This is a genomic window from Corynebacterium sp. sy017 (assembly GCF_017918135.1).
Lineage (GTDB): Bacteria > Actinomycetota > Actinomycetes > Mycobacteriales > Mycobacteriaceae > Corynebacterium.
In genome coordinates this window covers 407,645-427,388 of the sequence record NZ_RZUE01000002.1, presented here as the reverse complement: position 1 = coordinate 427,388, position 19,744 = coordinate 407,645, and the positions used below count along the sequence as shown (strand labels likewise).

20 protein-coding genes are annotated in these 19,744 nt (G+C 48.0%); 4 read left to right on the top strand and 16 right to left on the bottom strand.

The window, feature by feature from the left end:
• Window positions 1-4: 4 nt before the first annotated feature.
• The 9 genes from EML15_RS05355 to dacB all read right to left on the bottom strand — a co-directional run bounded on the left by EML15_RS05355 (window position 5) and on the right by dacB (window position 8,404).
• Window positions 5-469, bottom strand: coding sequence for a DUF3180 domain-containing protein (locus EML15_RS05355; protein WP_144273816.1), 465 nt, complete (start codon window positions 467-469; stop codon window positions 5-7).
• Entirely contained in the window at window positions 466-1,020 is a 555-nt protein-coding gene (gene folK, locus EML15_RS05350; protein ID WP_185967199.1) for a 2-amino-4-hydroxy-6-hydroxymethyldihydropteridine diphosphokinase, read from the bottom strand. Before folK ends, EML15_RS05355 begins: the two co-directional genes overlap by 4 nt.
• Complete coding sequence (gene folB / locus EML15_RS05345) at window positions 1,020-1,391, bottom strand: dihydroneopterin aldolase (protein WP_144273814.1); 372 nt, start codon at window positions 1,389-1,391, stop codon at window positions 1,020-1,022. The genes folK and folB overlap by 1 nt, the downstream gene beginning before the upstream one ends.
• Window positions 1,392-1,436: 45 nt before the next feature.
• On the bottom strand, window positions 1,437-2,312 hold the full coding sequence (folP, locus tag EML15_RS05340) for a dihydropteroate synthase (RefSeq protein ID WP_144274152.1): 876 nt from the start codon (window positions 2,310-2,312) through the stop codon (window positions 1,437-1,439).
• Window positions 2,313-2,358: 46 nt separating this feature from the next.
• Window positions 2,359-2,949 (bottom strand): GTP cyclohydrolase I FolE, encoded by a 591-nt coding sequence (folE, locus tag EML15_RS05335; RefSeq protein ID WP_144273813.1) that lies wholly within the window; start codon window positions 2,947-2,949, stop codon window positions 2,359-2,361.
• Window positions 2,950-2,958: 9 nt separating this feature from the next.
• On the bottom strand, window positions 2,959-5,319 hold the full coding sequence (gene ftsH, locus EML15_RS05330; RefSeq protein WP_144273812.1) for an ATP-dependent zinc metalloprotease FtsH: 2,361 nt from the start codon (window positions 5,317-5,319) through the stop codon (window positions 2,959-2,961).
• Between the two features lie 187 nt (window positions 5,320-5,506).
• Complete coding sequence (gene hpt, locus EML15_RS05325) at window positions 5,507-6,094, bottom strand: hypoxanthine phosphoribosyltransferase (protein WP_144273811.1); 588 nt, start codon at window positions 6,092-6,094, stop codon at window positions 5,507-5,509.
• Between the two features lie 28 nt (window positions 6,095-6,122).
• A complete protein-coding gene (gene tilS / locus EML15_RS05320) occupies window positions 6,123-7,097 on the bottom strand; it encodes a tRNA lysidine(34) synthetase TilS (RefSeq protein WP_144273810.1) in 975 nt (324 codons plus the stop codon).
• Window positions 7,098-7,105: 8 nt separating this feature from the next.
• Entirely contained in the window at window positions 7,106-8,404 is a 1,299-nt protein-coding gene (gene dacB, locus EML15_RS05315) for a D-alanyl-D-alanine carboxypeptidase/D-alanyl-D-alanine-endopeptidase (protein WP_144274150.1), read from the bottom strand.
• Between the two features lie 102 nt (window positions 8,405-8,506).
• On the opposite strand from dacB, the gene EML15_RS05310 reads away from it, so the two are divergent.
• Entirely contained in the window at window positions 8,507-8,983 is a 477-nt protein-coding gene (locus EML15_RS05310) for an inorganic diphosphatase (protein WP_144273809.1), read from the top strand.
• Window positions 8,984-9,135: 152 nt separating this feature from the next.
• Here EML15_RS05310 and EML15_RS05305 read toward each other — a convergent pair whose 3' ends face one another.
• Complete coding sequence (locus EML15_RS05305; protein WP_144273808.1) at window positions 9,136-10,314, bottom strand: ATP-binding protein; 1,179 nt, start codon at window positions 10,312-10,314, stop codon at window positions 9,136-9,138.
• Window positions 10,315-10,487: 173 nt separating this feature from the next.
• Between EML15_RS05305 and EML15_RS05300 the strand changes: the two genes are divergently transcribed.
• Window positions 10,488-11,228: a hypothetical protein gene (locus EML15_RS05300; protein WP_144273807.1), complete on the top strand. Its 741-nt coding sequence runs from the start codon at window positions 10,488-10,490 to the stop codon at window positions 11,226-11,228.
• On the opposite strand, the gene EML15_RS05295 is transcribed toward EML15_RS05300, so the two are convergent.
• Both EML15_RS05295 and EML15_RS05290 read right to left on the bottom strand, forming a co-directional pair.
• Window positions 11,225-12,448, bottom strand: coding sequence for a hypothetical protein (locus EML15_RS05295; RefSeq protein ID WP_144273806.1), 1,224 nt, complete (start codon window positions 12,446-12,448; stop codon window positions 11,225-11,227). The genes EML15_RS05300 and EML15_RS05295 overlap by 4 nt on opposite strands.
• A 151-nt stretch (window positions 12,449-12,599) precedes the next feature.
• Window positions 12,600-13,703 (bottom strand): FAD-binding protein, encoded by a 1,104-nt coding sequence (locus EML15_RS05290; protein WP_185967182.1) that lies wholly within the window; start codon window positions 13,701-13,703, stop codon window positions 12,600-12,602.
• Window positions 13,704-13,788: 85 nt separating this feature from the next.
• Between EML15_RS05290 and EML15_RS05285 the strand changes: the two genes are divergently transcribed.
• The gene (locus EML15_RS05285) at window positions 13,789-14,547 is read left to right on the top strand and encodes a TetR/AcrR family transcriptional regulator (RefSeq protein WP_185967181.1); all 759 of its coding nucleotides are present in this window, start codon (window positions 13,789-13,791) and stop codon (window positions 14,545-14,547) included.
• Window positions 14,544-15,971 (top strand): MFS transporter, encoded by a 1,428-nt coding sequence (locus tag EML15_RS05280; protein WP_144273803.1) that lies wholly within the window; start codon window positions 14,544-14,546, stop codon window positions 15,969-15,971. The genes EML15_RS05285 and EML15_RS05280 overlap by 4 nt, the downstream gene beginning before the upstream one ends.
• Window positions 15,972-16,003: 32 nt before the next feature.
• On the opposite strand, the gene EML15_RS05275 is transcribed toward EML15_RS05280, so the two are convergent.
• From EML15_RS05275 to EML15_RS05260, 4 genes are all read right to left on the bottom strand, one after another.
• Window positions 16,004-16,192 (bottom strand): hypothetical protein, encoded by a 189-nt coding sequence (locus EML15_RS05275; RefSeq protein WP_144273802.1) that lies wholly within the window; start codon window positions 16,190-16,192, stop codon window positions 16,004-16,006.
• A complete protein-coding gene (locus tag EML15_RS05270; RefSeq protein ID WP_144273801.1) occupies window positions 16,189-16,578 on the bottom strand; it encodes a Panacea domain-containing protein in 390 nt (129 codons plus the stop codon). Before EML15_RS05270 ends, EML15_RS05275 begins: the two co-directional genes overlap by 4 nt.
• 164 nt (window positions 16,579-16,742) lie before the next feature.
• Entirely contained in the window at window positions 16,743-18,389 is a 1,647-nt protein-coding gene (locus EML15_RS05265; RefSeq protein ID WP_246846978.1) for a VanW family protein, read from the bottom strand.
• A 112-nt stretch (window positions 18,390-18,501) separates the two neighbouring features.
• Entirely contained in the window at window positions 18,502-19,698 is a 1,197-nt protein-coding gene (locus EML15_RS05260; protein ID WP_144273800.1) for a glycoside hydrolase family 3 N-terminal domain-containing protein, read from the bottom strand.
• Window positions 19,699-19,744 lie beyond the last annotated feature (46 nt).

The window sequence follows — 19,744 nt, the reverse complement described above, 5'->3', positions numbered from 1 at the left end:
TCTTTTATGCAGGTTCTGCATCATGCGGTGGCGGCACTGAGCAGCTTTTCTCCAAAAATACCCCTGCTGCTGCCATCGCCAGGGCACCACACATGGTAATAATTGCGCGAGGCATATCTTCTTGCGCCGCAGCCAATTGGGGATAGCGCAATAATACATATGCGCTAATCCCAGCATAGAACCCGGAGAAAATTGCCCCTGTCCAAGCAGAAGCCTTCCCGACGACCATGCATTGCGCTACATTGAGTGGATTTAATTGACTACGATCGAGCCCTATTTCTTGCTGCTGAATTTTTTTGCGAACTTTAAGAGCTAATAATGCGCATAGGGTCGCCATCGTCCATAGCATAAGTGCCACTGACACGGGGATATTACTCATCACGCCATAAAAGCGCATAACGACGATGAAAGAAGCCAAAGCACAAAATACTGCTGTTGCAATCAGATTAGCAATGGGCGTTCTTTTCATCTGTCCGACTCCCTAGATTCCCTAGATTCTTTCTGAGGTTCTTCACTGGCGAAATACGCGCATGGTGTTATGGCAGCCATATCCTCTGGTGCGCTGCTACGTAATTGTGCGATGATCTCACGCAAAGGGCGCTGCGCAAGATGAGCTTCGGGATCAAGTTCATACCAGGGCACAATCACAAATGCGCGCTGGGCTGCCCAAGGATGAGGCAATACTAATTCTTCATCGTCACTATAGACATAGTGCCGTGTGTCTACATCGGTAACTTGAATCAGATCAATATCGAGAGTACGTGGTCCCCAATGTTGGGTACGTCGTCGTTTAGCGTGCTGCTCAAGTTCTTGACAACGATGTAAAAGCTCTCGTGCTGTCTGTGCAACTTCAACAATCATAATTGCATTGAGAAAATCACTCTGATCCGTCACTCCCCACGCGGGTGTGCTATAAATGCGCGAGGCACACACCAGCTCCTGGCGAAAGTGCTGATAAACACTCTCGAGATGCCCATAGCGGTCTTCCATATTGGAGCCAAGGGATAGCACTGCTCGAATCATGAGTGGGTATTCCGTTCTCGTTGTATCACAACTGCCACATCGGCAAAATCGAGTGGAATTGGTGCTTGGGGTTTATGCACGCTTACTTCTACTTTATCTAAAATGAGAAACTCACCCATGAGATTATCTGCAATAGTGCCGGCTACTTTTTCAATCAAATCATATGCTTGACCGGTAATAACCTCGTGAGCAATCGAAGCAATCCGCGCGTAGTTTATGGTATCTGCAAGGTCATCACTATGAGCAGCACGTGCTAAATCTACCCAGCACACCACATCCACTACAAAGGTTTGACCTTCGCGTTTTTCATGCTCAAAGACCCCGTGAAAGCCTTGTGCCTGCAATCCGCGTAATTCGATTCGATCCACTTAAGTTTCTCCTTATTGTCGCTGCTCTATCGCATATTACGCATATTAAGAGGTATCTGCCTGACGCCATCGCGCGGCAACATCAACTGCGTCACGCGAAGGTGCCACATCATGAACACGAACACACCATGCCCCCATCTGTGCGGCAATAGCAGTCACAGCAGCTGTGGCAGGATCAGTGGTACTTGCAATATCTTGCTGCGCCTCGCCCCCGACGCCACGTTCAGCACGAATCTGTGCCAAAAACCTTTTTCGAGAAGCGCCCACAAGAATCGGATAATCGCCAGCGATAAACTCAGGCAGAGCATGAAGTAACTGCCAATTATCCTCCGCTGTTTTTGCAAAGCCCAGACCAGGATCAAGGGTAATTGCGTCGGCTTTGACACCAGCAGCTAGTGCATTATCAACCAATCTGCGCAAGGTAGTATGTACGTCTGCTACCACTCCGCCCTCATGTATGGCACGCCCAGCTGCATCACCAAATCGTACTGTTTTCCAGTGCATTAGGCACACGGGCAATCCAGTATCTGCCATAACGCGGTACATATGCGTGTCTGCTAAACCACCAGATACATCGTTAATCATGTGCACCCCAGCCTCTGCCGCAGCTGCAGCTACCTGTGCGCGCATGGTGTCTACTGAAGTAATGATGCCTTCTTGTGCAAGGGCTTGGATTACTGGCACTACTCGTTGTTGTTCTTCTTGTGCGTCTACTCGTGTAGCACCTGGTCGGGTTGATTCGCCCCCCACGTCGATAATGTCTGCCCCAGCAGCAACTAATTCATGTGCATGTTTGATAGCTGCGTCAATATCGAGATATTTTCCGCCATCTGAAAAGGAATCCTTGGTCACGTTAACGATCCCCATCACTAAGCAGCGCTGTGCGGGAGTCGTCGCAATGCCAAAGATCGGATCATGCATATCTGGCTGCGTATCAGGCACGGTGTATTCCTTAAATGATAAACAATTAGTTTTTTAACAAACTCAATGCTTCTGCACGAGAAGCTGCATTTTTTTGGAACCCGCCTCTTACCGCCGAGGTGGTTGTACGTGCACCTGGCTTACGAATACCGCGCATAGCCATGCACAGATGTTCACATTCAATCACAACGATTACTGAATGTGCCTGTAATTTTTCGACTAATGCGTCTGCTACTTGTGTGGTGAGGCGTTCTTGTATCTGCGGGCGTTTAGCATAGAGATCCACTAAACGCGCTAATTTACTCAACCCAGTAACTTTGCCAGATTCACCTGGGATGTATCCGATATGCGCCTTGCCAAAAAATGGAACTAAATGGTGTTCGCAGGTGGAGTAAATGGGAATGTCGCGCACCAAGACTAATTCTCGATGATCCTCTGCAAAAGTTTTCTCTAAAACTGTGGTCGGATCAACTCTTAGACCAGCAAAAACCTCCTCGTAGGCGCGTGCCACTCGCGCAGGAGTTTCTTGCAAACCATCACGGTCAGGATTTTCCCCAACGGCAATGAGCAGTTCTCTAATAGCGGCTTCTGCTCGTGCGCGGTCAAACCCTTGGGTACCTTGTGCCTCAACAGTCATCAATAGTCCTTAGTTGTCGCCCTGTGGCTTAGCATCTGCAGAATCATCATGCTTTTCGACGCTATCCCATGAGTGTTCAGTGCGCTCATTTTCTGGCAACCGGAAACCAATTTCTTTTTCCGGTGGCACTGGGGTCTGAGCTTGTTGTTCCTGCACGGGCTGCTCATTATTAGCTGCACCAAGAGGGCGTGCTGGAGCTGGTGCTTGCTGCGCCTGTGGTTGTTGCGGTTGCTGAGCGTTACCAGGAACTACCCATCCTTGTGGCGGTGGTGTTCCCCCATACTGTGGTGACTGTGGTGGAGCTACCTGTTGTGCAGCAGACCCACCTGGTGCAGGAGGATTGTGTTGCGTGTTTTTTTGTTGAGCTTCCAACTCTGCGGCGCGCTTTGCACGGGCTGCCTTTGAGGCTTCTAGCAAACTAAAAGGTTTTGGTGGTTCCTCGCCACGTTCTAATGCGCGCTCGGTAGGAGTTTGTACTGGCTCCCGACCTGCTTGGCGTGGGAAACGAGCATCCTCATCTGGGAATACATCTCCTACTTCACGCGGAGTAATACCCTCAAAGAGCGCTTCTAAGTCAGGACGGCGCAGGGTTTCTTTCTCCAAGAGTTTTTCAGCGAGTTTATCAAGATAATCACGATGTTCCGCCAAAATCTGATAAGCGTGCTCATGAGCTTTATCCATGAGATACTTCATCTCTTGGTCGATTTGTGCCGCTGTTGCTGGCGAATACTCTAAGGTACCTTGACCACCACGACCACTGAATGGGTCGCCTTGTTCTTCACCATACTTCACCATTCCCAAGGTAGGACTCATGCCATACTCAGTGAGCATTGCTTTGGCAGTTTTCGTCGCCATCTCAATATCTGCCGACGCCCCTGTGGTTGGTTCGCCAAAGACGAGTTCCTCTGCAGCGCGACCACCCATTGCAAATACTAAACGAGCATAGAGTTCATCGCGGTTATACATACCTTTATCGTCTTCTGGAGCAGTCATGGCATGACCACCTGTACGACCTCGAGCCAGAATGGTTACCTTATAGACGCGCTCGATATTAGCCAGCGCCCACGCAGCCAGAGTATGTCCACCTTCATGGTAGGCAGTGATTTTCTTTTCTTTTTCGGAAATAACTTTGGATGAGCGTCGAGGGCCACCAATAACACGGTCAGTTGCTTCTTCTAAAGCATCAGCAGTAATCACATTGCCGCCGATACGTGCAGTAAGCAATGCTGCTTCATTGAGAACATTCGCCAAATCCGCACCTGACATACCAGGGGTGCGTCGGGCAAGTGCTTTGAGGTCAGCATCTTGAGCAAAAGGTTTACCTTTGGCATGAACCTGCAAAATCTGTTCTCTACCTTTAAGGTCTGGGTTTCCTACAGGTATTTGTCGATCAAAACGACCTGGACGCAAGAGCGCAGGGTCAAGAATATCTGGACGGTTCGTTGCCGCCATAAGAATAACGCCCTCGCGGTCGCCAAAACCATCCATTTCCACGAGCAATTGGTTCAAGGTTTGTTCGCGCTCATCATGACCGCCGCCCATTCCAGAACCACGCTGACGACCCACGGCATCAATCTCGTCGACGAAAATGATACAAGGGCTATTTTCACGTGCTTGCTTGAACAAATCACGAACACGAGAAGCACCCACACCAACAAACATCTCCACAAAATCTGAACCAGAAATGGAATAGAATGGCACCCCTGCTTCACCAGCAACTGCACGTGCTAATAGCGTTTTACCAGTACCCGGTGGGCCATAGAGTAAAACACCGCGAGGTATTTTTGCGCCTAATTCTTCATAGCGCGTAGGGTCTTGCAAAAAGTCTTTGATTTCATGCAGCTCGTCGACGGCTTCATCTGCACCAGCAACGTCAGCAAAGGTATTGGTTGGCATATCTTTGGTCAGTTCCTTGGCGCGACTAGCAGCAAACCCAAACATTCCGCCGCCCTGCATCCGAGAGAACATGAACATGATGAGCCCAAAGACAATAACCACTGGCAAAATATAGCCCAGCATGGACATCAAGAAACTGTCTTGGGTGACATTGGTCGTGTATTTATCTGCCTGCGCAGATTCCACTTTTTGGAAAATATCTGCCGAGCTGCGCGCTGGATACTTTGCCATGATCTCTTTGAGATCATCTGCGCCCTCATACGAGATGCCTTCTTTAAGAGTGAGCTTTAGTCGCTGTTCGCGATCGTCGATCTCAGCCTGAGCAACATTGTTTTTGTCTAATTGGGTGATCGCCACCGAGGTGTCTACCTCTTTGTACCCTCTAGTGTCACTGCTAAATAGGGTAATGAGATAAAGACCAACCAGGATAAGAGCTGCGATTGCACCAAATCGAATTATCTTATTTTTTTTCATGCAGTATTGCACCAGCGCGACTAACGCGAGGCGTCCTTTCTCAGTTTTGGCTCTTAGACTTAAAGTTTATTAGGCACCCAAGCGCAAAAGGCGCAAAGGCTTATGTATCTCTAACGTATCGACAATAGAAAAACGTTCCCGAAGAAAAAATTTTCTCTCCGGGCGTCGATAAGCTGGTTTATGAGTATTATGCCTCTGGGTAGAGTCGTGGGTGCAAGGTACCCACGAATGGCAGGTCACGGTAGCGCTCTGCGAAGTCAAGACCATAGCCGATCACGAACTCATTAGGAATGTCAAAGCCCACATCGAGCAAATCTACTTTGGCAGTTACCGCCTCTGGTTTACGCAACAAACTCACAATTTCTAGCGACTTTGGTTTGCGGTTCTTCAGATTGCGAATCAGCCATGACAGGGTAAGACCAGAGTCGATAATATCTTCGACGATGAGCACATCGCGCCCTTCAATATCACGATCGAGATCTTTGAGAATACGCACGACGCCAGAGGAAGAAACAGAGTTTCCATAGGAACTTACTGCCATGAACTCGCACTGTGAGGGGATAGACAATGCACGTGCAAAGTCAGTAATGAAAAACACAGCACCTTTGAGGATACATACTAAGACTAGATCGTCTTCAGCGTCCTTATATTTTTCGGAAACTTTATCAGCAAGTTGTTGGATACGTGTTTGCAGTTCTTCTTCAGTAATGAGCACTGCTTCCACGTCATCACCATAGCGATGTGCTGGAACATCAAAGTTCTTCTTGTCATGCATGAGCTACTGTGCCTTCCCTATTGTTGCCCTATTGTTGGCTTTTCGTTCCATTAAATTTTTGTTCTATCAAAAGTTTGCCATTTTTGCGCACGACTTCCAACCTGTACTGCTTATTTCCACCAACTGCTACCCCACCTTGTCCATGCCAATTGATAATAAGCTGCTCAATCGCCGTGGTAGCAGCAGCCGTAACCTTTGTCTCATGCTCATGCAAAAATGCAATAATTCGCTGTCGACGCACTGCCTGATCCAATGCTGCCAATTCAGCAATAGCAAGACTCTTTAGGTCATCTGCTGCACCAGCAACGCTAGCCGCCTCGGCAGCGCTATCAATATAATGCTGCTGAGCTGCTATATTCTCAGCAGCTTGAGCAAAAGCAATCACCGGATCACTATGGGTGTACTGGGCGATATGAGGCAAAATTTCTGTGCGCAGAGCAACGCGTAGGAATCGAGTATCGTCATTCATTGGATCATCCCAATACTCAAGTCCGAGTTCTTGGCAGGCCATGCGAGTATCTTGGCGCCTTACCTGTAAGAATGGACGCTTAAGATTCTCATTTTCTTTATCAATCACCATGCCAGTTGCATGACCACGCAATGCAGATAATAAGAAAGTTTCTGCCTGATCATCCATCGTGTGCCCTACCCATAGCGCTCTGCCGTACTGGCGTGCTATCTCGTGCAAAGCTGCATAACGCACTTTCCGTGCCATTGCCTCGATATTTCCCTGCGGTACTGTTACCGTGATGATCTGTGTTGTAGCACCAAGATGTGCTGCGCGTTCGGCACTGCGTCGAGCGATTTCGGCAGAACCAGGCTGCAAAACGTGATCAATAATGACTGCATGAACGCATCGATTCTCGGCAATAGCAGCGGCAACAAGTGCTAAAGAATCTGCACCCCCAGATAAACCGATCACAGGATCCCCAGCAACTGCACGTACAGCACGACGTAATCGAAGGAAATGTGGAGACTTGCGTGGCCAAAATGGAGTAACCATACGCGGTGTTACCCTTGCTTTAATGCTGAGGCCACCAAGTCTAGCGCTCCCCTAGCAGCTTGAATATCTGAATCATTTGAGATAATCCCAAAAGCATAAATATGCCCATTATCACTGGGTACTACACCAGCTAAAGCAGAAGTAGCACTCAGCGTACCAGTTTTGGCGCGCACCCAGCCCCGACCTGCTTGTTCGTTATACCGTGTAGCTAATGTACCTGTACCACCGGCAACTGGCAGAGCGCTAATTAACGCACTCAACTGCGCTGTATTAGCTGATTGGTCTGCGTGTACTGCGGCAGCCATAATCTCACCCAATAATTGTGGTGTAATCCGATTGCGGTCAGATAACCCAGAATTATCAAATAGTGCTACTTCTTCAGTGTTAAAACCAGCGTTTTTTAGCACATCAAGAGTATGTTGTGCCGGGTTCTGCGGATCTAATTCTCGAGCGATTGCCTCCGCCATCACATTGTCTGAGTTGGTCATCATCTGGGTAAGCCGCCACTCCAGTGTCGGCGATTGACTGCTTGCTATGGGCTGCTCGGCTGCCACGCTATAGTCACCAGCAATGTCATAATGCGTCGCCCCGACACGTTGAGCAATGGCAGCAGCTACGTCGAGTGCGGGGCTATGGCTTCGCGGTACGTCTCCCTCGGTGGCATCAATCCTGGCACCATACAGCATTATTGGTTCCATTGGGGCGATATAGCCAGCGTCTATATCTACCGGATCCCAACTCTGAGCAAAAGCTGGTGCTTGCCATACCGATGTATCCACCAGCACCGTATCTACCTCTGGCACAGCAGCAGCAATATCTGCAGCTAGCTGGTCGACGCGCTGGGCGTTAAACCAGACGTCACCACTTGCTTTGATAACAACGGTTGCGTTATCAATGCGATAGACGTTCGTCGTAAGTGTATCTGTGATGTTTTTCTCTAATAAACTTGCTGCAGCAGTGAGCACTTTTGTGGAGGACGCAGGACGCAATGCAGTACCAGCATCTTTATTGATAAGCGACTCATTAGTTGCAGTATCGACGATATACGCCCCAGAAACCCCTAGCGCTGGATCTGCTAATAATTGTTCTACTTTGGCAGTCAAAGCTGCGTTATCCACCACTATTTGCGCGTTATTATCCCAGGTAGTAGCAGCACGAGCAGGTGGTGCCGCTGTGGGAGCAGGGTCATGATATAAGCGGAGATTGTGATTATAGAGTGCACCGGCGCCAAGCCCTCCGGCTACCAATACGGTTGTTAGACCTGTCGCCATCCACCATTTCTTTGTGCTTTTGATCCCGCTCATCATCACAAGAGTAACGTGTTCTGCACAAAACTGGGGCATGAAACGACAAACTAGATAGACTATTATCTTTGGTGGTATTCATTAAAAGTTATTGAAGGAGTTCGCATGAGCCTTGAGATCACTGTTGAGATTCCAAAGGGATCTCGCAATAAATACGAAGTAGACCACGAGAGCGGAAAAGTGTACCTCGACCGTTATCTCTTTACCCCTATGGCATACCCACTCGACTATGGGTTCATTGATCACACTCTCGGTGAAGATGGCGATCCACTCGACGCACTGGTCATTCTTCCGGAACCAGTTTTCCCAGGTGTTATCGTTAAGGCTCGACCACTTGGCGTATTCAAGATGACTGATGAAGCAGGTGGCGACGATAAACTCCTATGCGTTATCGACGATCCTCGCTGGGAGCACCTCCAGGATATTTCCGATGTCAGCCAATTCCTTAAAGATGAGATCGAGCACTTCTTTGTGCACTACAAGGATCTTGAGCCTAATAAGGAAGTGACTGGTTCTGGCTGGGGTGATAAAGCAGAAGCAGAAAAAATCCATGCTGAGGCTATTGAGCGTTACCAGGCTTAACCTAAACCGGGTTTTAATCTCATAAAGCACTAATCCACCTACTATGCGCTGTGTGCTGTGCGCACCACAATATGCAGTAGGTGGATTTTTGCGACTGAATGGCTTTTATACTTCTTTATATTTCAGCCAAATATAAAGAAGTATAAAGAGTGTTACTCTGTGCCTACCATCGTTCTGATGTACTGGGCAAAACCAGGCGCAGTAAACCCCATATACCCATGAGCTGTGGATTCAATAAGACCTTTATCCATGAGCGAACGCCTAGCCATACTAATTGCAGACGTTGGCACGCCAAGTTGTGCAGCCACGTCGGAGCGCTTTACTGGCTGCTGTTTATGAGAGGCAATGACGATCATAAGCTCTATTTCTTTTTCCGATGCTTTCATCCATCGTGCTCGGAAAAATGCGTCACGAGAAGTCTGAAAATCAACGAGTGCTTTATCGACATGAGTCTCAAGCACCATTGCGCCTGGATCAGGATTTCCAGCATATTCCCACGCTAAATCACCGATAAGCTGGAGAAAATAGGGGTAGCCGCCTGCATGGCTAAGTGCTTTCGCCACAGCTTGCTCTTCCCAACGCACATTTTTGTTCATCGCTAGGCGTTCAATCACTTCCCTAGAATCTTCCGCGGAAAGATTATCTAAATGAACGTATCGGAATCGCTCTGCAAAACTCACTGCATCAGTAATTACATCTTGTGTGTGCGACAAACCAGCAGTCATAGCGATCATCGGTAACTCTTTGGCTTCAGACTGCATATGCTGCCAGGCATAAGCAAAAGCACGCAGCCCTTGAGTATCAGCCGCCTGGATCTCGTCGATAAAAATTGCTAATCCTTTTTTCTTCTGGGCTTTAGCTGCTTCTGAGGCTTTTTCTAAAACCTCCTGCAGCTGCCTCCCCAAGCCACCAGTTGCAATGCCATCAGCATTATGAGCTGAATTTGTTGCCTCACCTACCCCAGCCCCGTGAAAAGATATACCTGCGATAGAAACGGATAAAGACTGCAACATTACTTTCAGAGCTTTTGCCGCTTGCGACGTCCATCCGTGCATATATTTCTGCAATGAGGCAATCACCTCTGCAATAAATGGGCTATCACCTGCTGTTACCCATACAGTGTGAAACCCTAATTCTTCTGCGTAGTGCTGCGCGCGACGCAGAAGTGATGTCTTCCCTACTCCACGAGAACCAACATATACCTCGATGCGTCCCATGAAACGAGGAAATGTAGCCAGTAAAGCCAACTGTTGTTGGATCTGTTCAATCTGTGAATCGCGACCGATAATATCGTGAGCAATGGTTCCAGGGGTATAAGGACTCGTCTGCATAACTATCTTTATACCATTTATACTTCTTTATATTTCAGCCAAATATAAAGAAGTATAAAGACTGCTCTTGCGCTTTGGTGTCATGCCTCAAATGATGTTTGTTAGAATCAAGGGCACGATTAGTGTCTAAACATGGCACCGCAAAGCCCCTATAACCTGCAAAGGAATCGCCCATGACCGAGGGACACGAGGCACCACACGAGTCCAAGAATGCTAATAGCCCAGAGCAAATATGGGAAAACTTCAGTAAATATGATGCCATTTTGCTAGGTGTTATGGCTTTCACACTCATCTATAGTTTGGCGCTTTTACCAGCAAAAGTCTGGCTCATCAATCACCCGTGGATTTATGCTATGACGCATGGCGGTTATATTTCGGCAACGATTCTTGGCGCAGAGGCTGGAAAAAATCACACTTCCCTTCTGTTTCCCATTGTGCTGAGCTCAGTGTTTGGTATTAAATTTTTGCCTGTATGGTTTTTTGCCGGCAAACGTTGGGGAATGAATTTCATCAAACAGTCTGCCTCTGGGTCAATGATCGCAAAGAAATTCTTAGCGGTGCTCAGTTCTGAAGAAAAACGTACCCGGTCTATCGTCATTATGTTGGGACTGTGTCTTATTGCCTTTGTACCGGTTCTCCCTATTCCGATTACTCTTTTGCTCATGCTGCTTGGCGTATTCCATGTACCTTTTTTGCTGGTACTGGCAGCGATATTCGTCGGCAAGCTCCTCACCAATTCTGCGATGGCGTTTTTTGGTTATCAGCATGGCGAAGCTGTGCTTGAGGTGATCGACCAGATAAACAAATACTCCAATTGGGTTTTCTTTGCACTGCTTGCTTTTGCTTTCATTCAGATATTTTTTCAACAGCGCAAAGCGCAACATATCAAACCACAATCAAAGAAGAACTCCTAGTGTGATGAGTCAGAAAGGGATGTCCATGCGGTAATCAGCTTACTGGGAAGCAGGAAAAGCGCCACCCCCGTTAATGTCAAGATGGTAACGGTCATCCAGTTTCCAAGGAAAACCCCGGGCGTTAACCATGCGGCTATGGTCATCGCTACTGCGGAACTGAGTCGCGTGTAAGACGCAATCCGACCACGGTGTTCTTGGGCACCGAATCCAAATTGTATCTCCATAGCCAACATTGCTGAGATGGAAAAGACGAGTGTTGCGCAAACCATAGAGAATAATAATATCGCCAGCTGTAAGATGTGTTCTTTTGTATTGACAGCTACTGTGGTTCCCAGGATAGCGAAAATCATCAATGTTCCACCGACTCGGTGGATAATTTTCCACAGTTCTGGGCGCTTTTCAAGGGTGGTGCTCAAAAGTCGAATGAAGAAGAAATCGACTGTAAGATCGATGAGTCCAACCACGGTGACCAGCCACGGGCCAAATACATCCCTCGTCGAGATCCATGCTGAAAGACCTATCGTAGGCAAAGCAGACGAAAGCCCAAGAATACCCACCACTACCAGACCCATTACTAATGGTAACCGCACATTTTTGCCGATCTTTTGTGGCATGGATGACCTCGCCATCATTTGCTGAGCCGACTTCATCTTGAGAGATGCCGCAACCGATATCGACATGACTATACAAACGAAAGACACGAGAAACAGCAGTGGCCAGTAGTGTGAGGGGATAGCGGTCATCGTAATTGTGCACAGCGCACCTGCAATTTCGTTTGCAACTAAAAAGTAGCGACGAATCTGACCATTAAATAAAGTCCGCCGCCCAGAACTGATGTACTCGGATCGAATCTTGTCTTTTGCTGGACCAACCGAACGAGAAAACGCCAGTGCAAGCATTCCAAAAAGAGCAAGTACGAAAAAATGTCCAGCAAGTGCACTGACGATAGTTCCTACTAAGAAAAGTGCTTGAAATACTTGCAGAACCTGAAGAACGGTCAGTGCAGATCGCCTATCAACTTGTCTGCCGACGAGGAGGGCGCCAAGTATTCCCAACGCAAATCCAGCACTAATAGGAGTTACCCCAAGAAACCACAGTTCCAGACTGTGAGTGCTACCGAATATGACAAAGGGAAGAACGATAATCAAAACAGTTGTTTGGATACCATCCAGCAGCACAAGCGACGCAATGCTGATTTCTCTACTCTGATTACGAATCATAGCCCGAAAAGCACAAATTACACGAGGAAAACTGTCAATTAAATCAACAGCAAACCTTTTCGGTGATTGTGGTCAGCGTATTGTTCTTTACAGTCATTGCTTTCCCCTTACCTTTCGTGGTTATTTCGGTAAGACCCATTTTCCACCAAGATTAACACGCAGTGGCATACAACCGTGAAAAATTGGGCAATAGCCTGGTGTTTTCTTTGCCTAGCAGTTCAGTAATCTCATGGTTAACGTCGTGAGCTATATGTGCCAGGCTACCGTGTTGGAGCACAAACTTTATCCCTGCCCACACTTGCGACGGTAATGAAGTGTCCAGTAGGGCTGGATCAAGTTCACAATGACGCAACTCAAAACCAAAGAAAGGACTGCGCTCTCCTATATGGCACAGTTGAGCTACAGCAGCACCTAATTGCTCTTCATTAACGGTGTTGGTAATGCCCAGACCATCCATAAAACTAGCTGGTGAGTGCTCAGATTCTTGATGTAATTGCGCTAATTCGCTACCGGCTAAAGTAGTTATCTCAGCATGAACTCCCAAGGTTGTTAAAAACTCTACGACGCGAACCCGTGATTGTTTTCTAGCCACAATCCGCAACGACACTGTACTTTCTTTCTGCATAAACATGATTTGTATGCTGGAACCGATCTCGGGAAACTGTGGGCATAGTTGTGCCCAGCGCATGATCCATTGAACAAGGTCAGGGGTGTGTACTGGGCACTTGATGGCAATAAAGGTTTCATCAGGAATGGTTGCTATTACTGCCTGGGCAATGACTGTGTGCGTAGCTTTTGTTGTTAATGCTTGTTCCCATAGCTCCACGTTATGTGTAGGTGAGCAGGACAGACACTGCCCTGTACGATCAACAAGTTCTAGTTCTTGCACATAGTTTGTAGCAGGCCCAACCAAACGCACATCAGGACCAATACCTGCACCTGAGAGAAAGCCGCAGATACCAACACCACTAAAAGAACCTGTCACACAGCGTCTGCCTGCGGGTATGCTGCTGGCTATATCTTTCCATCTCGTTGCTGCTGATACTTTTACTAAGTTTTCCTGCCACGTGTGAGAGCGCAGGTGAGATAGATCAAGCACATGAGGTGCATGAGCTGCGTCAGGGTGGAACCCATGTCCGGTATTGCACACTGGTATCTTCTTGTATTTCTTGAGTGCTTGTTGCAATTCTTTCTTGGTGCAGGGGCTTATCACCTGTGCTTTGTGGTAATTATTTGCTGGGTTGTATAGGTGCATATTCTTACCTTCTTTCTTCGTTTCTGAATAGATCCCTGGACTAACCCTACACAGAAAAATAGACACTTGTCTACAGAATAGACAGGTGTCTATAATTGAGGCATGGAAGAACACAACCACCAAGAAAAGAGTCATCATGGATGATCGCTATAGCAACCGTCGTCAAAGAGAACAATCCCAACGGGAAGAACTGCTGCTTGACATAGCACTCACTATCGCCAAAACAGAAGGATTACATAAAGTATCCCCTGGGGAGATAGCCAAAAATGCAGAATACTCACGCGCAACCATCTATAAAATATGGTCCTCACGCGAAGATGTCCTCGCAGCTTGCACAATCCGCAGCATAGAAAAACAACTAACAATGTACCGTCACATACTCCCCGCATGGGAACATAAAGACCCGGTATCAGTCCTCGTCATTTTCTGTCTTGCATATTTGTGGTACATACAGCACAACCCCACCCTATTCAACCTCAGCCTTATCGGCCGCGCAGAAGAAAATCTATCCGCATGCAGCCCAGACATCAAACAACGCCTATCAGATACCGAAGCAGAATTAGCGCACCTTGTTTTTCAACTCGCTCATGCAACTAGCGGAAGCGACGAAAAGCATATCGCAGATTCCATCAACGCCATGCGCGCAATGCTAACTGGTCTGGGACTATTCAGTAACAACATCACCACCTCACCGTGGCATGAAGGCATAACCAATCAACAAACCGCCCACACCATAGTCCAAGTCCTCCACGGATTAGGCTGGGACACCACACATATCCAGGTTAACCAACTCACCACAGAACTCCACCAACAATTGGAAGGACTTGAAAGGACCCAGCCATGACTAAAAACTACAACCCCTGGCGAATACTCAGCGCACTCTGCATAGGATTTTTCCTCGTCATGGTGGATCAAACCATCGTTGCCGTTGCCACTCCCGATATAAAAACCGCCCTCGACGCCGACTACAACCAAACAATCTGGTTCACCAGCGCATACCTACTCACCTTCTGCGCGCCACTGCTACTCTCCGGCAGACTCGGCTCATATCTAGGGCTAAGAAAACTCTTTATCAGCGGAGTCAGCATATTCACCCTAGGGTCACTACTCTGCGCCCTTTCCCATACTCCCCTACAACTCATTCTTGCCCGAGCAATCCAAGGACTAGGCGCGGCATTGATCCTCCCCCAATCCATGACCATCATCGCACACGTCTTCCCAGCTCACCAACGCGGAAAAGCGATGGGAATCTGGGGCGCCGTCGCTGGTGTCGGTTCTTTGATTGGCCCTTTAGCAGGTGGTGCCATTCTAGAGTGGGCTTCCTGGCACTGGATTTTCCTGGTTAATGTTCCCGTCGGTATTATTGCCGTTATTCTCACAGCCAGATGGGTTCCCGCATTGACCCCCGACCTCACACACTCATCTCAAGCTATGGACATACCAGGTTCCCTACTATCTATCTTCGGATTAGGGTTGACCGTTTACGGTCTACAGGAAGGTGAAGTTCGAGACTGGGACAGCACCACTGCCCTAATCATTGCTAGCGGTATTGCAATCCTTGGTCTATTCATCTACACGGAAACCAAAGTTTCTCACCCACTACTACCTCTGCGTCTGTTCAGATATAAAAACTTTGGCAAAACCGCCATTGCCATCACCACCATGGGCTTTGGTATTACCGGATTTGCTGTCCCCTTTATGCTCTACGCCCAATCCATACGCCACTGGTCACCCATAGAATCAGGATTGCTGTTACTCCCTATGGCTCTTGCTGCGGCAATTCTAGCGCCGGTCGTCGGAAAGCTAATCGACGCACGCCACCCAGCTCTGATCACGCTTATCGGATACAGCGCAATGTCTCTTGGATCCTTTGCGCTTGGTGCCCTACTAGATATTGATACTTCACTGGTATTGCTCATCGGGGTGCTCGTAGTACTGGGGATTGGTAATGCCTTTGTGTGGGCTCCTACCTCGGCAGTAGCGCTACGCAATGTGCCACAGGAAGATGCGGGCATTGGCTCTGGAGTATATAACACCTTCCGGCAGCTAGGTGCCGTTATAGGGTCAGCCGCCACTGGTGCTCTCATGCAAAATAGGCTTGCCCATGTGGCTGACACACCTCAGGGCACGCCACCGGACATAGCACCTGATATGGCAATTATTATCCATAACTCAGCGCGTGCTTTTGGTGAATCTATCTATTTATCTGCGGCAGTATTTCTGATTGGTATTGCTGCTGCGGCATTGTTGCGTAAAAGCAGTGCCTAGCAGAGCACGTGCCGCTACAGCAATCGCACAAACTAACCGATACTTAGTTTTTCTCCCACGTTTTCTTGGCGTGGGGAATTTTCTTTCGGTTGGTCTTGAGTTTTAGCGAACACGAACCCTAAGGCGGTTGTTGTTACGAGTTTTAATAGTTCAACAGCAACATCGATTTCTTCCTTAAATTTGGGGGCTGCCTTACGCCACCGTTCATTGTTCATCGTCATGCTGCTTCGAGAAAACCAAGAGGAGTGCGATATGTTGTATCGTTAGCAATATCAGAGAAAGCTAGCACTGGTTGATCTGTTTGATAGGCCTTGTCCCATGCCGAATCAGGTATATGAGTAATTTCAGATAATTCAGTAGCCGTTTTATTTTTGGCTTTATCCCAAACCCGGTCAAGGGCAATTTTGAGTTCTAAATCTTCTTCATCGATAATAAGAGTTTGCCCTCGAGCATCACGAGCATAACGTTTAATATCATTCTTCCCAAAACTACGAAACTCATCATGCACCGAATAGAGAACTGGACCGTAAGCCCAGGTAGAGAACAATTCCTCAACTAGAGGATAACCTGTTACTTTTTGATACTCACTTGCGACGAAATAAAGGATTTTTGTAGTTTCATCGAGTGGATATCTGCTCTTATCAGAGGGTTTTCCACAACTTTTTTACAAAATGAATAGTAACTGTGCAACAAAAACAAAAAGGGTGCTAATCTGCACCCTTATCTGTTGCGTTAAGCCCCAGCCTCGCTAAGAACCCCAGCAAGACCCCACTAAGAACAACGCACAATCGGCTGTGGATCGTACACGGTGGTTTGGGTTTCTCGGGATAATTCCTGACCACCCAAATCGCGAATAATGCGAGTATCTGAGGTGGTAAACCCTTGTGCCCCTGAGGAAGGTGAGCATTTTTCATCAGATACATTCATTGTCTGTGGATCGGTATAAGCCCAGCGCCCACCATTGATCGACTCTACTTCTACGGTCTTTACCCCCATGAGCTTTACGGTGACACTGCCTCCACCTACAGAGGTCACAATGCGCACTGGGAAAGGCGAGGTATTTCTGAATTGCAAATCAATTGCGCCCTCAAATACAGTTGCCTCTCGACCAGCTGGATAACGGGAAATGTAATAAGAATGTGGTGTATGCGCCACATCTTCCATACCAGCGAAATACGCCGCGTTATACAAGGTAGTAGCAAATTGTGAAATACCACCACCGACGGCAGTATCGGCACGGCCATTGAGAATAATTCCAGACTCCACATAGCCTTGGGCACTACCTCTAGCGCCGGTGTAATTGTTAAGAGAGAAAATATCACCTGGTGCTACTACTGCATCATTGACTGTTTGTGCCACAGTTGCGATATTCACACCCGAGGCTTGGGAGTATCCGCTGGTGGTAAACTCGCCAATCACGTCGTCGAAAGTAGCGGTCTTTGCCATTTCTGTAGTGAAAGTAGCTGGTTGAGGCACATACACTGCGTCGAAAGTGCGCTCTGCGGAACCAACTACCCGCCCAGCAAAACCATCCATGGTTTTTTCCCAGTCGATGCTAATTCCGTCAGTATGCGGAGTAATGGTACGACTATCCCCATCAAAGGCAATCCGCGCATTTTTCTTGGCAACTTCTGTTTGCTCAAGGTTTTCTTTCAAGATATTTTGTGCAGCAGCCGCATTGATCTCAGTGAGGAATGTATGCCCCTCAGGCTTAAAACTGACGACCTCACCCATACGAGAGGTAGGAATAATGCCATCGATACCGTCTTGCCCATGCACCACAATATCTCCTGCTACCGCAGCAGTGGCATCACCAGCAAGCACTTTATCTACTGCTTCCTGACCAATCTCAGGCTCGGTAACAGCAGCCTCGACAGTCACCCCCTCAGGGTTGAGCCAATTAGCAGCAATTGCCTCCTTGAGTACCTCGCCTTCCACAATCTGACCATTGTGTGGTTGCGGGTCAACATTAACTTTTCCACCATTGAGGTTTATGCCAGCGTCGACAGGTGCCGGGGAAAGTTCCTCACTAATCCGGGACACTACCGACTCTAGCTGGGCTTCATCCACACTTGAGGCGGTTTCGATCTCGTGCGTGTGGAAGAAACTACCCAAGCGTGTCAATGGGTTCATTGATTGCTTACCAGCACCATCAACGGTGGCATCCCAATCAATGTTCAGCCCCGACTCGGCAGGAATAAGATTGCTTTCTAGCTCGCCCGCATGAATAATCACCGGTTTTTGGGTGACATCACCAAGTTCTTGCTGTAGCTTTTCGACGGCAGCCGCATGCTCCATACCACCAATTTCCACGCCACCGACAGTCACCCCGCGAGGTACTTTGTCTTTATTTATCAGGCAATCAGCAGTATAGGCACCACCACAAATGACTACTAACCCAAGGGCAGCACCGAGCACAAAGCGCAAAGCAGAACGCTTTTTCTTCTTGCCTTGAGTATTTGTTTCTGTATCCGAGCTAGTCACCTTTATAAATCTAGTTGATTTTCCCCATGAGTTCACAACTAAAGAATTAGGAATTTTTCGCTAAATGTCGCTCTACCTGCGCAAATTGCTTCTCAAACATTGTGCGTGGATAGCGCTGTGATTCAATAGCCGCCGCCACTTGCTCAATAGCGGAGTCTAAACCTTGGGTGCTAATCCACAATGCTTGGTTCGCTCCTGCTTGTAGCGCACCAAGAACAGCTTGTTCAATCGGATAATAATTGGTGATCGCTTTCATCCCAGAGAGGTCATCAGTGTAGATAATTCCGTCGAACGGCACACCACCTGGATAACGCCCAGAACGCAATAACTCATACACAGCAGCGCTCTGCGACGCTGGCGCATTATCACTCAGCTCTGGAACAATCATATGCCCGATCATCACACCGCAATCAGAATCAGCAAGGACTTTGCCATAAGGCAACAGATCCAATTCTTCTAACTGCACCAATGGTGGACTCTGCACTGCACCAGTATGCGTATCCCCGCTTGCCCGACCATGCCCGGGAAAATGCTTAAACACAGGCATAACACCAGCGTCCTTCATGCCCGTGGCAAAGGCAGTAGCGTATTTCACTGCTACTGCTGGATCATCATCGGAAAAGGCGCGGTCACCGATAATGTCTAGTCCGGCACCATCTAAATCAACCACTGGGGCAAAATTGACGGTAATACCATGTGATGCAAGGGATTTTCCCATGTCATAGGCAAGTCCGCGTACTTGCTCAGGCGACATTGTTTCCGCCATTACTTGAGGTGCTTGATAATAACCGAGGATCTGCCCGTGCCGAAGCACTCTGCCTCCCTCAAAATCAATACTCACATCAAATGGGCGGTGTATTTTTTCGCGTAGTGCAGCAATATCCCGACCGGGTTGGGTAAGCAAAGTTGGGTCAGTATTCGAGGAGATGAATATGCCACCGACCCCCTGCTCTAGTGCCCACAGTGCGTCGTCGAAACCGCGAACTCCTACCATCATCAATCGAGCGACACGCTGACGCAACTGCGCAGGAGTTTCGTCGACTGGCTTAGCTTCTGAGGGCAAAGAATACGCAGGAGCTACAGAAGAAGTGGCAGTAGAAGTATGCCGAGGCGACTCTGCTGAATCTGAACTACAAGAACTCAACAAGAAGGGTGTGCACAATACAACAGTTACACTCAGCAATGTACTGCGTAACGCACTATGTCTACTACCCAATTGTGCTGGTAACACAGTATGAGTCATCCCCTTTTTGTATTCTTGTATTCTTTTGCTTGTTCTACTATCGCGT